Origin of the sequence: Streptomyces sp. NBC_00237 (assembly GCF_026342435.1) — a bacterium.
Classification (GTDB): Bacteria; Actinomycetota; Actinomycetes; order Streptomycetales; family Streptomycetaceae; genus Streptomyces.
Genome location: NZ_JAPEMT010000004.1, coordinates 688,620 through 702,818 on the forward strand (window position 1 = coordinate 688,620; position 14,199 = coordinate 702,818).

Annotated in this window: 16 protein-coding genes; 4 read left to right on the plus strand and 12 right to left on the minus strand. The window is 68.8% G+C overall.

Annotation, left to right across the window (positions count from 1 at the left end):
• Nucleotides 1-14: 14 nt before the first annotated feature.
• From OG897_RS35630 to OG897_RS35670, 9 genes are all read right to left on the minus strand, one after another.
• Nucleotides 15-1,295, minus strand: a complete 1,281-nt coding sequence (locus OG897_RS35630) for a lanthionine synthetase C family protein (RefSeq protein WP_266663585.1) — start codon at nucleotides 1,293-1,295, stop codon at nucleotides 15-17.
• Nucleotides 1,292-4,366, minus strand: coding sequence for a lantibiotic dehydratase (locus tag OG897_RS35635; protein ID WP_266663587.1), 3,075 nt, complete (start codon nucleotides 4,364-4,366; stop codon nucleotides 1,292-1,294). Before OG897_RS35635 ends, OG897_RS35630 begins: the two co-directional genes overlap by 4 nt.
• Nucleotides 4,367-4,455: 89 nt before the next feature.
• On the minus strand, nucleotides 4,456-4,620 hold the full coding sequence (locus OG897_RS35640; RefSeq protein ID WP_266663589.1) for an FxLD family lanthipeptide: 165 nt from the start codon (nucleotides 4,618-4,620) through the stop codon (nucleotides 4,456-4,458).
• A gap of 38 nt (nucleotides 4,621-4,658) precedes the next feature.
• Complete coding sequence (locus OG897_RS35645; RefSeq protein ID WP_266663591.1) at nucleotides 4,659-4,796, minus strand: FxLD family lanthipeptide; 138 nt, start codon at nucleotides 4,794-4,796, stop codon at nucleotides 4,659-4,661.
• Complete coding sequence (locus OG897_RS35650) at nucleotides 4,771-5,439, minus strand: LuxR C-terminal-related transcriptional regulator (protein ID WP_266663593.1); 669 nt, start codon at nucleotides 5,437-5,439, stop codon at nucleotides 4,771-4,773. The genes OG897_RS35645 and OG897_RS35650 overlap by 26 nt, the downstream gene beginning before the upstream one ends.
• Nucleotides 5,436-6,047, minus strand: a complete 612-nt coding sequence (locus tag OG897_RS35655) for a DUF6624 domain-containing protein (RefSeq protein ID WP_266663595.1) — start codon at nucleotides 6,045-6,047, stop codon at nucleotides 5,436-5,438. The genes OG897_RS35650 and OG897_RS35655 overlap by 4 nt, the downstream gene beginning before the upstream one ends.
• Nucleotides 6,044-6,484 carry a hypothetical protein gene (locus OG897_RS35660; RefSeq protein ID WP_266663597.1) on the minus strand — a complete coding sequence of 147 codons (441 nt, stop codon included), beginning with the start codon at nucleotides 6,482-6,484 and terminating at the stop codon, nucleotides 6,044-6,046. Before OG897_RS35660 ends, OG897_RS35655 begins: the two co-directional genes overlap by 4 nt.
• Complete coding sequence (locus tag OG897_RS35665; protein ID WP_266663599.1) at nucleotides 6,484-6,927, minus strand: ATP-binding protein; 444 nt, start codon at nucleotides 6,925-6,927, stop codon at nucleotides 6,484-6,486. Before OG897_RS35665 ends, OG897_RS35660 begins: the two co-directional genes overlap by 1 nt.
• On the minus strand, nucleotides 6,921-7,730 hold the full coding sequence (locus OG897_RS35670; RefSeq protein ID WP_266663601.1) for a TauD/TfdA family dioxygenase: 810 nt from the start codon (nucleotides 7,728-7,730) through the stop codon (nucleotides 6,921-6,923). The genes OG897_RS35665 and OG897_RS35670 overlap by 7 nt, the downstream gene beginning before the upstream one ends.
• 165 nt (nucleotides 7,731-7,895) lie before the next feature.
• Between OG897_RS35670 and OG897_RS35675 the strand changes: the two genes are divergently transcribed.
• The 4 genes from OG897_RS35675 (at nucleotide 7,896) to OG897_RS35690 (ending at nucleotide 12,483) form a co-directional block, all read left to right on the plus strand.
• Nucleotides 7,896-8,318, plus strand: coding sequence for an NUDIX domain-containing protein (locus tag OG897_RS35675; RefSeq protein ID WP_266663603.1), 423 nt, complete (start codon nucleotides 7,896-7,898; stop codon nucleotides 8,316-8,318).
• A gap of 6 nt (nucleotides 8,319-8,324) precedes the next feature.
• Nucleotides 8,325-9,488, plus strand: a complete 1,164-nt coding sequence (locus OG897_RS35680) for a helix-turn-helix transcriptional regulator (protein WP_266663605.1) — start codon at nucleotides 8,325-8,327, stop codon at nucleotides 9,486-9,488.
• A 1,241-nt stretch (nucleotides 9,489-10,729) separates the two neighbouring features.
• On the plus strand, nucleotides 10,730-11,551 hold the full coding sequence (locus OG897_RS35685) for a hypothetical protein (RefSeq protein WP_266663607.1): 822 nt from the start codon (nucleotides 10,730-10,732) through the stop codon (nucleotides 11,549-11,551).
• 32 nt (nucleotides 11,552-11,583) lie between these two features.
• A complete protein-coding gene (locus OG897_RS35690; protein ID WP_266663608.1) occupies nucleotides 11,584-12,483 on the plus strand; it encodes a phosphotransferase in 900 nt (299 codons plus the stop codon).
• A gap of 186 nt (nucleotides 12,484-12,669) precedes the next feature.
• Here OG897_RS35690 and OG897_RS35695 read toward each other — a convergent pair whose 3' ends face one another.
• Genes OG897_RS35695 through OG897_RS35705 form a run of 3 tightly spaced genes read right to left on the minus strand, consistent with a single transcriptional unit; the run spans nucleotide 12,670 to nucleotide 14,137 of the window.
• Nucleotides 12,670-12,951, minus strand: a complete 282-nt coding sequence (locus OG897_RS35695; protein ID WP_266663609.1) for a hypothetical protein — start codon at nucleotides 12,949-12,951, stop codon at nucleotides 12,670-12,672.
• Between the two features lie 11 nt (nucleotides 12,952-12,962).
• On the minus strand, nucleotides 12,963-13,721 hold the full coding sequence (locus OG897_RS35700) for an N-acetylmuramoyl-L-alanine amidase (protein ID WP_266663610.1): 759 nt from the start codon (nucleotides 13,719-13,721) through the stop codon (nucleotides 12,963-12,965).
• A 56-nt stretch (nucleotides 13,722-13,777) separates the two neighbouring features.
• Nucleotides 13,778-14,137 carry a hypothetical protein gene (locus tag OG897_RS35705; protein ID WP_266663611.1) on the minus strand — a complete coding sequence of 120 codons (360 nt, stop codon included), beginning with the start codon at nucleotides 14,135-14,137 and terminating at the stop codon, nucleotides 13,778-13,780.
• Between the last annotated feature and the right edge of the window lie 62 nt (nucleotides 14,138-14,199).

A 14,199-nucleotide genomic window follows, 5' to 3' on the forward strand; every position in this document is an offset into this window, starting at 1 on the left:
CCTTCTCCGTGTCGTCAGTGGATGAGCAGGCAGGCGTCCCAGCCGGAAACGGCGGGGCGTTGGGCCTGGTAGCTGTGGAGCGCGAGGGCTATGCCGGCCGCCCCTTCGAGGAGCCCGATGTCCCCTCCGCCGGGTGTGGCAAGCAACTGGTCGGCGAGAACCGTGGGCGGATGCGCGGTGATCGGCGAGATCAGCTCCGGCAGGCATTCCTGAAGCCCGGCGGTGACGGCGTCCTCGGCTGAGCGTTGCGTGAGGTAGGCGAGCCCGGCGAACCCGTGGCACAACGACAGGTCTGCGGTCTGATGGCGCTGGGCAGGGTGCGTCATGGCCTGGAGCAAGGCTTGTTCGGCGTTGCGCTGCCGGGCAAGGTCGTCGGTGGCCAGCGCGGCAAGCTGCTGGGTGCGTGCGAACCCGGCCGTCCCGTAGCACCAGGAAGGGCGTGCAGGTCCAGCCCCTGGGAGCTCGTTCCCCAGCTGTGCCCGGGTGATCCAGTGCGGCCACCACACTCCCGTCGACGGGTGTTGCTGCCACCGGTCGAGCCAGGAGCAGATCCGGCCGATCGCCTCCATCTGCCCGGGGACGGTGATGCCCCGCAGTGCGGCCAGGGACAGGAGGGCGAGCGGCCCGCTGATGCCGTGCGCGACCCCGTTGTTGGCGTGGCCGCCCGGGAACTCTGCCGGGGACGGCTTCCCGGATGGCGCCAGGTCGCTCCACCACCCCGGCAGGCTTTCCCCTCCGTGGCGCACCGGCTCCGTGAGCCGCACCAGGTAGGCGAGGACGTCACGTGCCAGGTCGGCGTGCTCCTCTCGCCGCAGCAGCAGAGCACCGAGACCGGTCAGCCCGCGGATGGTGTCGAACTCCGCGAGCGCAGGCCACCGTCCCGCATCCATCCGGGCGTGCGCCTTCTCCAGCCGGCTGCGGACCAGCGCACGTACGTGTTTGTCGAGCGTGGCGAGGGCACGTCCGTACTGCCCGGGACGGTCCTCGGCGGCCAGGTGCACGACGAAGGCGAGCGCGGGGACCCCGTAGTAGAGGTGGCTGTCGTCGCCGCCCACCGCCTGCTCCGCTGCGGCACAGGCGAGCCAGTCGTGGGCACGCTGCCAGGTGCCGTCACCGCTGCGGGCCCGCTCGATGTGCAGCAGGGCCACGCCGAGCGCACCGTGCGCCAGCGACTGGGGCCACCACCCCTGGGACAGCGGGAGGTGACGCACCTCGGTGGGCGACGCGAGGCGGTCGGCGAGAACATCGGCCGCTGCGCGGGCCTCTTGGCGAAGGTCGGTGGTCTGTGTCGTCATCGCTGCCTGGCCTCCGATGCGCGGGCGGCAGCGCGAGCGAGCCGCATACAGGTGCGTTCGTCGTCCTTGTTGATCCCGGCGGCCCGGATGTGGTGGGCGTGCAGAAGGGAACCGAGCACGGCCTCCGACCGAAGACTGTCGTCCCCGTCCACCAAGGCCCGATACGCGGCCAGCACGCGGGCACGCTCGTCCCACGCGTGCACGAGGGCGGCCCCGCCGGGCAGCGCCTCCAGCACGGCCCGGCCCGTTCCCGGACTGGCCAGCCGTGCAACCTCGTCGACTTCGGCACGGTTCAACGCCCGGGGCCCGGCGACCTTTCCGTACTTGATCAGCCACTCCATGCCCTCGGCCAGGCTCCCTGTGAACGCGGCGGCAATCGCGCAGAAGTTCGCGGCGGTGAGCGCCCGCGGAGTACGCCCGTGCGGGTGCGTGAACTGCACGGCCAGGACCCGGGAATCGGCGGCGAAGACCTCTTCCGCAGCGGCCATCAGAGGACCGCGCCCCCACCGACCGGTCTCCGGATAGGTGGTGGCGAACTTCAGATCACTGACGAGACCGGCACCCCGTAGTCGGGCTACCCACTCGCTGACCCGTGTGACTGCCACCCCGACGTCGGTGTCCTGGGGGACGGCGAGACGCAGCCGAAGGTGCGGGCGCGGGTCCTGGTAGCGCAGAAACCACCAGGCCGGTGCGCTCTCCCACCTGGCCAGCAGATCCGGCAGGTGGTGGCCCAGAATTTCAGCCTGCCGCTCCGGATGCCCGTAGAGCTGGACGAGCAGCCACGGGGACGAACCGGGCAGGTGCCCATGATCACGGGAGAGCATCCGCTCCTCGGCCACCGGCGGCACCACCGGCCAGGCTGGGACCCGGGTCGCGGAAAGGGGAACGACGACTTCGTGAGCACGCCCACCGAACCAGCCGCTCCCGCGCACGGCGGATTCGGTCAGGACGGCGGTCGGGGATGACGCGAGGTGGGCGCGCAGGATCGCACGGTGGGCACTCTGCGAAAGATCCAGCGGCAGGCACTGGTCTCCCTCCGTCAGCGACACCGCCGAAGGCACACGCCGGAGACCCCGCCACTCCTCCACCGCCGTATGCCACTGCGCCCATGACGCCGACGGGCCGGGAACGTCCTGGGTGTGCAGCAGCCACCGAGCCCGGGAGAGCACCGCACGCCCGTACCGCACCCGCGGCAGGTACGGCAGCGCCGCAGCGGCCCCCCACGCGAAGTCCGTCACCACCGCCGACTGGGCCCGGCTGATCTCGGCAAGGAACCGTACGAGCGGCGGAGTGTGCGCCCGAAGATCGAGCGCGTGCAGCACGTGCGGCTCGACCACCCGCCTGCGGGACAACGACACCACGTACAGGCGGCTGCGGTCACAGCCCACCGCCAGATCATCCAGGCTGATCGACTCCGCCCCGTCGGGCCGGTACTCGGCGACGCTGACCACGCAGGACAACACCTGCGGTACCCGGGCGACCGTGGCGTGATTGCGGTTGAGTGGCGGGAAGGACAGCTGCACCGGCAGCGCCCCCGGGGTGTTCGTCGGCAGGTTCCCCAGAACCGTTGCGGCACGGGCACGGTCGCCGCCCTCCAGGAGGTCGAGGAAGCGACCACTCGTCGTGCCGATGCCCCGCGTCGGATGCACGGCGGAGAGCACGAAGTCCCCCTGGTCCAAAGCGACTTCCGAATCTGCCCCGATCTCGAAGACGACTTCCATATGCGGCGGCACCCGCATCTCGTCCCGATCGCCGCCGATCTCAGCCACCTGCCGGTCATCCAGGACGACTTCCTGCCCACCTGTCAGGACAGCGGTCTGGGCGAGGGCCAGCAGGAGCTGTTCCCGCTTCGTCAGGGGTTCGCGCGGCTCGACCTCACTGTCCAGATAGCCGGGAGGAAAGCCCAGCCCTACATCCGGGTCGACGACGTCGCGCAGTGGGACCAATGAACCGATGCCGTACTTCTCGAAGAAGCGCACGTGGTACGCCTTCCAGCCCGGCGTACCAAAGGGCGCCGGCGACAGCCGGGCCAGCACGGTCGCCGCCGACTCGGCCTCGCGGAGAACCTGTTGGGGCAGAACCACCGAACTGTCCAGACGCAGGTTCACCGCCAAAGGCCGCTCGGCGCCTCGCCGCACCATCCTGTGGTGGAGCGCACCCCGCAGACGCCGCCCGTCGGACGCGGCGAGGGCCTGGTTGTGCTGCCGCACCCCCCTCCACATCGCCCGAGCCTCCTCGAACTGCGCTGCAACGCCGCCGAGTTCCTGAGCTTCTGCGGATGCGACGGTCTGGAGGAGGTGACCGAGCGGGTCGAGCGTGGTGGACGGAGCATGGAGCGCCGTCACGAGCACTCCGCTGCGCACAAGGTTCGCCAGCAAACCCTGAAAACGCTCCACAGGAACCTGGTCGAACTCGGCGCGCATCTTCTGCGCGAGAACCTCGAACACGATCGGCGACTGGGCCTCCTCCACCGCAGCCCGAACCGCGGAGGTGTACCGCAAGGACACCTCAGCAGGCGGACGACAGCCCGGGAGGTTCGAGGGCGGATAGGGAACGACCAACCGGCGCCCCCGGACGAAGGCCGCCATGTTCGCCACTACAGGAAGGCCGAGCAACAGAGCCGGATCGTCCTCAAGACGGCGAACGAGACCGGTGACCCACACGTCATCCACCACGGCCACAGCGCGGTGCCACGCCCCCCAACGCACCTGAGTACGTGTACCGAACGTGGCGGGGGCAACGCCGGCGGCCACCCCGTTCGGTGTCGCCCGCCCCGTGATCCGCTGCACGTATCGCATCAGCGACACCAACGTGCGGCGGACCTGCCGCGCGTCCCGCGCCGACTCGGCGCACAGGGTGTCCAGGTGCCGGGCGAAGCCCGGACTGGACTGCTCCACCAGCTCGGCGACCTCCTTGTGCGCCCACACCGCCCGCAACCACTCATGCCACCGCTGTACTTCAGCCGGAGAGCCGTCGGATACCTCCGGCAGAGGCGGCAGCGGCAGACGGGCATAGCGGGCCGCACGGACGAGCGCGGGACCTGCGCTCTGGTACAACACGTCGCGCCTCATGCTCTTGAGCCCTCCTGCTTCCGATTCGGGTGCTGGTGCTGGCCGGGCGGAGCAGATCCGCTCGGCCAGCACCAGGTGATGCGTGCGGGTCAGGCCACGTTCGTGGCGCAGGACCCCTTGCAGCTCGGCTTGCATCCGTCGTCGGTCAGGTTGATCAAGCTCGCGGAGCCGTCACCGGACTCCAGGACGCTGATGTCCAGATCGAAGGCGTCGTCGGGCGCCGGGCGGGTGGTTCGGGAGGTTGTGCCGTCCATCGGGATCTCCTCGGGGATTGAGAGGACGGGCGGATAGGTCAGGCGACGTTCGTCGCGCAGGGGCTGGAGCAGGTGCTGCCGCAGTTGTCGTCGGTGAGGTTGATCAGCGCGGCAGCTCCGTCGCCGGATTCCAGGACGCTGATGTCGAGGTCAAACGCGTCGTTGTCCGTGTTCATGTGCCGTTCTCTCCTTCGTTTTCGATGGCCAAGAGGCCATTTCTGCGGTGGTGCCGTCGGAAGGACGGCACCCGAGGCGGTCAGGTGGACAGCCCCAAAACTGTGGTGTGGCCGCTGTCGCAGGGAGGGACGGGCTGCGAGGGCGGGTGGCGGAGTGCGGCGGGTGTCCGTCGACGGGGAGGAAGCGCCACGCGTACAGCAGGTGCACCGCGTGCGTCCGGTCGTGCGTACCCAGGTTCTGGAGCGTCCTGTACGCGTATGTGCGGGCCGTTGAGGCGGAGATCCCCAGGGCCTTGGCGGCGTCGTAGATGTCACCGCCAGCGGCCAGGATGCTCATGATGCGGAGCTTCTGGGCGGGCAGGACCGGGCGCTCACCGTCCGGCAGTGGCGGCAGCGGCAGCAGCCCGAGCCGGTAGGAGACGCCGACCACCGCCGGGCGGGGCCGGGCACCGACCCGGTCCCGGACCCGGCGCAGGTGCACCTTGACCGTGTGCATGGTCATGCCGAGCCGCCGGGCGATGGCACGGTTCGTCAGACCCAAGGCGGCCAGGCTCAGGACGTCGACCTCACGAGCGGCCAGCACGGGCGTCGCGGACGGAACTGCCGGGAGCCCGGGAGCCCCGCCGTCGATGAGCTGGCTCATGCCGCGCTCCCGACCAGTTGCCCCAAGAGCACCGGCTCTTCGTCGCCCGGCGGATCGTCCCCGCCTGGGGTGCCGTTCGGGACGGGGACGTACCGGCGGCGCAGTGCGTCGTACGCGACGGCGGCGGGCGGCAGGCCCACAGTGGCCCGCCGGGAATCCAACTCCTCCGGCACACTCACCGGCAGCCGCACCAGCTGACCGCCCGCGTCCAGGCGGTGCTGCGTCCCATACAACTGGAGGTGTCCGGCGCCCACGAGACAGCGGTCGTGCAGGTGAGCCCACTGCTGAATCGGCGCTTCCTGCCGCCTCACGGCCTCCGTCAGCAGGCGCAGGGCCAGCCGTTGAAGTTCAGGGTCATGATCGGCGTGCAGGGCCAGTCTCCAGGCCGCCTTCGCACCGGCCGCGCCGACGAGGGAACGGCCGAGCCACCCGTGACCGCCGAGCAGACGCCGCAGCACCCCCGCATTCGCCCGGGTCCGATGGATACCTAACCGGGTTTCCTCGTCGCTGAGTTGACCCCGTGCGAACCGTTCCCGGAAGGCGCGGGAGGCGTCCGCTCGCTCCTGGAGGTCACGGGCGATGTCGGGCCGGTGGGGTGTCGTGTTCATCGTCGGATTCCGTTCGGCGGCAGCGTGTAGGGGAGAGGCGTCCCGGTGTCGTCAACCACCAGGTCCAGAACGTCCAGGAGAGTGGTGGCCAGGCGGACGACATGACCGCGAGCATGCGAGGGGGAAGGCAGTTCGTCGCTCACCGCGAACAGCCGACGCATCTCGTCAGTCGGGAAGGGGAGTCCGCTGTGCCGCACGACCCGGGCGAGCAGCACAGCGGCCTGCCGGAACTCCTCGGCAAGCGAATCGACGTCGGCCGGGGAGAGGTGTACGTCCTCATCGAGTACGGCGTTCAACGCGTCGTAGACGTGGTCGCCGATCGGCTCGCTCCTGACGGAACGGCGCAGCGACGTCAGGAGCGTGTCCAGCGTCGCGTCGTCGGTCGCGAACCGCTGACCCAGCGGCGAGTGCGCGGCTACGTCGGTGACGGCCACCATCACGACCTCCCCGCGGGGAGCTGGAAGGAACACCATGTCCGCGTGCCGCACTCGCTGACACCCCAGTCGTCCGCAAGGCCATCAACCAGATACAGACCCCGACCGCTTTCATCGTCGTCACTCACGGGGCGCAGCCGTGCCGGAGTCGAGGAGCCGTCGGTCACCTGGACATGCAGCTTGTCGGCGGAGTACGACACCCGCAGTTCGACAGGGTGCTGCGCCTTCCCGTGCCGGATGGCATTGGTGACCAGCTCCGACACGACCAGCGTGGCAACATCGACCAAATCGTCGAGCCTCCAGTGACGCAGTTTTGCGGTCGTGATCCGCCGCATCTGCCCGACGCGAGACTCCTCGGGGGCAAAGGCCACGGCGAAGCCGTCTCGTACGTCTCGTCTGAGCGGTATGAAGGTCGAGGCGAGCGTGGTCGCCGGTGCACTCACCACTGCCCGCTCCCGCCCACCGGGACCGCACGTCGGGCCGCCGCGTCCGGAACGAACCCTTCAGGGAGGACGAACCGGGGCTGGCCCAGTGCCCGCCAGCACACCCGGTCCCCGGTGAACGCCGTCCGTGCGTGGAGCCACCGGCTGTTGTCCAGCACGTACCCCTGCCCCGGCAGGAGCGGCAACCGCACCTGCTGGCGCTGGAGCGCGGTACGGAGCACCGGGAGGTGAGGTTGCACGATCGGGCTGAACCGGGCCAGTCCGTCCAGCCGCAGCCGTACGGCCACCCGATGGTCGTCGTAGACGGTGAAGACCTGAGACGGATGCCCGTCACCACCGCCGAAGTAGGCGGTGCACCGCTGGCTGAGCACCCGGACCGACGTGGGGGAGCGCGTGAGGAGGTCGGCGTGCACAGCACGCCCGTCAACGAGAATGCTGTCGCCGCCGCTTTCGGCGGCCTGCCCGCAGACCAGCAGCATCAGCCGGGGCGGAACCGGGATACCGGAGCGTTCGGTGTGCGGTTCCAGGCCACCGTTCCCGAGCCCCGCGAACCCGGCACGCCCCGCATGTCGGCGGGTGTCGCGCAGGGTGGTGAGGCCGTCGGAGTCGGAGTCGCGATGCGCGGCGACCGTCATGATCCGGGCGGCCAGCGCCAGGACATCGGTACGCGAAGCGACCCCCGTCAGCACCACGAGACCGCTGTCGCGCAGCCCCGCAGTGATGCGGTCTGTCGCGCCGGGAAGGGAAGCGTTGACGCAGTGGTGGGCCAGAGCTGCTTGCGTCTGCTGCGGGGGAAGACGGCGCATCACGTGACTCCTTGGCGTGGGTTGGAACACCAACCTGGAACGGTGTCGGCCGGGGGTAAAGCGACAGATTGTCGACTCGGCCAAATCGCCCACAACGCACGCCTGTTGCCGCTTGCGTGCTACGTTCCGAAGACTCCCCAACCGCTGTGACCGTGAGGGACCGCGATGGCCTACACGCCTCCCACCTGGCCCGTCTCCGTCAAGGGTGTCGCCCTGGACGCACATGGCCGGGTGCTGCTGCTGAAGAACGAACGCGAAGAGTGGGAGCTGCCCGGCGGACGCCTGGAACCCACCGACCTCTCCCCGGAGGAGACGGTGGTCCGCGAGGTCAGCGAAGAATCCGGGTGGGTGGTCAAAGCCGGGCCCCTGCTGGACGTCTGGATCTACCAGCCGCTCCCGGAAACGAACCCGGACCGCCGCGTCGTGATCGTCACCTACGGGTGCACCGTCCTCACCCCCGACACCGCACCCGTCCTGAGCCACGAACATAAGCAGATCGGCCTCTTCACCGCGGGCGAAGTCTCCGCACTGCGCATGCCCGACGGCTACAAGCAGTCCATCGCCACCTGGTACCAGACTCAGGAGTAGCGACCTATGAGCGACCGCCAGGAAGCGAGGGGGCCGTCGGCCCGCCACGCCCTGTGGCACTGGGCAACACCCCAGGCTCAACTGCTCCTCGCGGCCCGTGAACTCGGGCCCATCCTGCGGTTCTACCGGGCTGTGCACGGCATCAACCAGACCGAACTTGGCACCCTGCTCGGCTACGACAAGACGATGGTCTCGGCCATGGAGCTGGGCAAACGCGCCCTGAACGACACCACCGCCCGCCGCCACGTTGCAGAAAGACTGCGGATTCCCCCGCACGTCCTTGGCATCACCGACCCCGCCGACACCGACCACCGGGCGATGCTCCAGTTCGGGCAGTCCACCGTCCGCCTCGCCGAGATCGCCCGTCAGTCCGGCCACGCCTCCGAAGCCGTCGCCGAACTGTGGCCGCTGGTGGCCCGCCTGGAAGCCCGCGTCGAAGACGGACACACCGAACGCGACGTCCTGCGCCTCCTCGCCGAAGCACGCGTCGGACTCGGCGTCGCCCTCGGCAACGTACTGCCCGAGGAACGCCTGCCCACCGCAGCGAGCTGGACCGGCAAGAGCCTCCAGATCGCCCACTACTTCGACGACCCCGCCTTCACCTCCCAAATCCTGCGGATGCACGGCAACGAACTCCGCAAAGCCCACCTGACCGGGGCCGCAGTCCACCGCCTGCAACAGGCCGTCACCCTCGCCCCGGACGACACCGCCCGCGCCGCCGCCCTGCCTCTTCTCGCCCGCGCCGCCGGCGCCCTCCACGACCAGAACCTGTTCGACACGGTGGTGCGCGAGACGGACCGGCTCCTGGAGCGGGCCGAGCACACGTCGCTGTTCAACCCGTTCGCCCTCCACGAGATCCGACTCCGCGGCCTCGTCTCGACCGGACGGCAGGACATCGCCATAAGGCTCGTCGACCAGACACCGGACCACGTGGGAACCGGCGCGCAGTGGGCCGTGATCGCCCGCATCACCTGCGCCCGCGTACGACTCCTCGGCGGGGACCACACCGGAGCCGAAGACTCCCTCACAGCAGCCCTCACCGAAGCAGTCCGCCAACGCCTCCCGCACCAACTGCAACGCATCATCCGCACGGCCGCCGACCACCTTCCCGACGTACGGGACGCAGCAGGGACGGCCCTTGACGGCATACGGCGCGAGATGGCCGCGTAGGGCAACCGGCACCGCTCTCCGGACACTGGCAAAGACGCTGCCCGACCCGGCCTGCTTGTCCACCAGCTCCGTCTGCTGGTCCAACTGGTGCTTCGCGCCCAGCGGCCCAGGTGCATCAGGGTCGAACGCGGTGTCGAATCTGGTTACTTCGGTCAACATGAGAGTTCCTGACGGCAGGCGCTGTTACGGGCGGCATGTGACGTTCGGAAGGTTCGACAGCGTGCTGCTTCCGCAGGTATCACCGCCATCGCACGACGGGTGCCACCCGCATCTCATCCGCGTGCCGCAGACACACAGGTGCTCGGGTGGAGTGCGTGACGGGGGCTCCAGCGCAACCGGTCGGGCACTGATCCAGGTGGTCAGAGTCCCCGAGCGGGTGAGAACTCCGTGCCTATCCCCGAGAAGCTCGCAGTATGGAAGACGCCCTCAACCGACCCGACGCAGGCGGTGAACACCGCAGAGACCACCTGGTAGTGCCGCGGGGATACCACTGGGATGACACCTTCGCGCCATCTCGCCACAACTGGCCTGCACAACAAGCCGCTTGAGGTATTCATGAACGCGACGGAAGCGTCCTGTTTGAGCTCGCAGCCACCTGCCGAGCAGGCCGAAAGGAACCTGTCGCCATGGCGGGGAAGACACTGCTCTGGTCACTCACCACGGCCACGGGCACGACCTACAAGATGTTCAAGCACGCCTACGAGCGCACCGCGCGGGAAATGGCCCGAGACTCCGGCGACCAGACCCTCCGATCCGCCACCGTCTCGGAGCAGACCTACCGCCGATGGACATCCGGGAACATCCAGACGCTCCCCGCACAGCCAGCACCGCTCGTTCTCGCCCGCATGTTCCCCGGCTGCACCGCGCGGCAACTCCTCGACACCCCAGAATCCCCGGCTCGAACCCACGCTGTGGAAATGCATCACGCACCTGCGCCCTATGGAGGCACTGGCCCTCTTCTGCCTCCGGCGGAGTCCACACCGCACCGGTATACGTCCGGAGTCCCGGGCGCTGAGACGGCTGGCCCCTACCGTGGCCCAAGCGACGAGCGGGCCCAGCAGTTCGGCACTTCTCCTGCGCCCGTCTTCCACCGCGAAGACGACTGGATCGACATGTTCCGACGCCGCGTCGACAGGACCCTTGCCGCCGGAAGCGTCAGTTCCCGTCAACTCGACCTCCTTGACGAACGACTCCTCCTCCACCGCCACCAGTACATAAGCCGCCCCCCGCGCGAAATGCTCATGGCACTGCTGGAAGACCTCCGAGAAGTACAACTGCTCGCCTCCGAGCGGCAGCCCGCCGCAACCCAACTGCGGCTCTCCGAGATGACGTCAGTCCTCGCGACCCTCGTCGCCGACGCCCTGATGAAACTCGGCAGCCTCCGCCAGGCCAGCGACTGGTACGCCACCGCGCTGACTGCCGCGGACGACAGCCGGAACCTTGACATGAGGGCGCGAGTCCGGGTTCAAGCCGCCATGCTCCCGTACTACTACGGGCCCCTCGACGAAGCCGTCCGACTGGCGGCAGAAGCCCGCACCCTCCTCCAAGAACAAGGAAGCGGCGCATCCACCCTTGCCTTCGCCGCAGCGGCCGAGGCCCGCGCCCGCGCCCGAAACGGCGACACAGAGGGCGCCTTGCGCATCATGCATCTCGCCGAGGACGCCTTCGCATCCGCCGCCCCCACACAGGCGACAGACGCATGGGCCTTCCCCGAACGCCGTTTCCTGCTCTACCTCAGCGGCATCCTCACCTACCTCAACCACACCCGCGAGGCGGAAAAGATCCAGAATCGCGCCCTCAGCCTCTACGCCGCCCAGCAAGGCAGCATCGACCCCGCACTGCTGAACATCGAGCGCGCACTCTGCCTCGCCAGGGATCATCACCTCAGCGAAGCCTTCACCCTCGCCGGCCGCGCCTACCTCGACGTACCCGCCGACCACCGCACACAGATCCTCGGGGCCAGAGCCCAAGACGTCCTGAACGCCGCACCACAGCAGATGCGCACCGTCCGAGCAGGCATTGAACTCCAGGAGATCCTGGCCCTGCCCCGCGGAAGCCAGTGACACACCTGCTCGACATCCCGCAGCCTGTCCCTATGACAGCACCGATCCACGGCGGCTACACCGAACACGAGATGACCGACCTGTTGACCCGCACCTGTGAAGCAGCAGGTCTCGACGCCACCGGGGCCGTCCTCCTGAGAGGACAGACAAACGCCGTCCTGCGACTCGCACACGACCCCGTCGTGGTGAAGATCGCCAGAAAGGGAACCCCGGCAACCACCGTCACCCGCACCGTGCGCTTCGTGCAGTGGCTCATGGAACTCGGCTTCCCCACCGTCCCCCTACACCGCCCCGACCTTCAACCAGTTTCTCTCGGTGAACAGTCGGCCACCCTGTGGACGTACCTGCACCAGCCCAGCCACCCCGTCGCCGCGCAAGCCCTCGCGAAACCCCTCAGCACCCTGCACAGCCTCGGAAACCCACCCGTCCAGCTTCCTCACCTCGACGTCTGCACAGCGATCCGCCGCTCCCTGAACGCGACCACCACCCTGCCGCAAGATGACTTGGACTACCTACACAAGCGCGTCGACACCCTCGACCGCCAACTCGCCGAAGTCCGCTTCGAGATGCCCCGTTCAGTTCTCCAGGGCGACCCCCAGCACGGCAACGCACTCCACGACGGAGATCGAGCAGTCCTCTGCGACTGGGACAGCGCCACCATCGGACATCCGGAATGGGATCTCGTTACCGTCGAAGTGCATTGCCGCCGCTTCGGCTACGACACTGCCCACTACGCCAGTTTCGCTGACGCCTACGGCTGGGACATCCGGCAGTGGGCGGGGTACCGGGTACTTCGCGACCTGAGGGAACTTCGCATGATCACCACAAACGCCCGCAAAGCCACCCATGAGCCCGCAAAGGCGGCGGAAATTCGGAGCAGGATCGCAGCAGACCGTTCTGGCGATCATCACTTGCGATGGAACATCCTTTAGCCCACGGAGGCCCGGCCCCAGAGCCCACCCACCACTGGTTGAGCGCAGGGCAGTGCTCACCACCGCCTCACGTGAGTCGGTGGTGAGCACTGGCCACAGCTGCCGCACCGGTCGGCCCCGAGTGGAACGTTCCACTCGGCCCACCGGCCGCAAGGCGGCAGGAGCGGGGAACGTTCCCCGGTGGTATTAGCCCTGGAGCGTAGTGATGTCTGCTGGTTCTGCCGGTTCTGCATGACGGACAGAGGGCTCAGGCGCGGACTCGCTGCGGTAGAGCCACTCCGGGAGCAGCTGGTGGACGACCGGCAAGGCCATCACTCGGGTGATGCCTGCCGCGACCGCCACTGCCACCGCCACACCGGCAGTGGACTGCGGAATCCCGGACGCGTCGATGATCAGCGGCAGTGCAGCCGCGACACCCAGGAGGGTCTGAAGGCCGGTACGAAGGGTTCTCTGGTTGGCGTCGGACATGAGGGTGTCTCCTACTTCGCGGGAATCTTGAGGGTCTGGCCCGGGTGGATGGTGAATGGCTTGACGATGTTGTTCTCGCGGGCGAGGGCCTGCCAGTTCACGCCGAGCCGCTCACCGATTCCGGAGAGGGTGTCGCCGCCGCGCACCGTGTACGTCGAAGAACCGGAAGCACCCGGCTTGCCCTTGAGCCGGGCGGCGACGTGCTGACGGAGCCCGCTCATGGCGAAGCCCTTCGGATCGACCTTCCCCGGCTGCCACTCCAGGTGACCGATGACGCTCGCCGCACCCCAGCCGTGCGCCCGGCACAGGGCCGTCGAGACACGCTCGATGGCCTCCAGCTGGGCCGCCGTCCACGGGTCACGGCCGTCGCCGAGGTTTTCGCATTCCCAACCGTAAAAGTGCGGATTGCCGTCTTTGTCGGCCCTCGCCGCGCGGGGCAGCGGCTTCTCGGCGATGACCGCCTGGAGGACCGCGCTGTCGCCCTTGCCCGCATGATTCGCCCGGCCGTGGCCGATCAGGTAGACCGTGCCGTCCTTCGCGATAACCCCATGGCACAGAGGGCCCGGCAGGTCCGAGTACCCGTTCTCGCAGATGCTGACCGTGCTGTTCGTTCCAGACGTGACGGTGTGGTGGATCATCACCCCGTGCGTCGGCCCCCATGGACCCTTCGCGTTGCGGTTGTGGGTTTGCCAGCCGGGCCGCTCGATCACGCGGACGCCTTCGGCCTGTAGTGCTGCGACCAGACGGTCAGCAGTTAGTGGTGTCGCCACCTTGGTACTCGAATCTCCCCGCGCCCGAGTCGTCCCGTGGTGCTTGCTGGTGGTCCCTACTTCGCGGTGCCCGCCGAGAGCAGCCACAGCTGCAACGCCATCAGCAGCAGCGGCGCGACGAACGAGCTGATCACCAGACGACGTGTTGCCGCAGCCGCGGCTTGGTCCTCGCGCCGCTGCCCCTCGCCGCGCTCGGTGATCTGGTCGTGCTCGCTCCGCAGGCCGGCGAGCCCAGCCTCGACCTGTCCGATGCGTTGCTCGGTTGCCCGCTGGTCGGCCCGGTAGACGTCCTGCGTGACCACCTGGTCCAGGCGGGCGGCGAGCTGGGCGAGGTCACCGCGCAGGTCCTCGCGCAGTTGTGAGACGGCGCGGTGCAGCTCCCACAGGGTGGGTTCGGCGCTTGGCGGCACGGACACCGCAGTCCTCCAACAGCCCCACGCCTGCACGTCAGCCTACGGGGGCGGGGACCACACCTGAA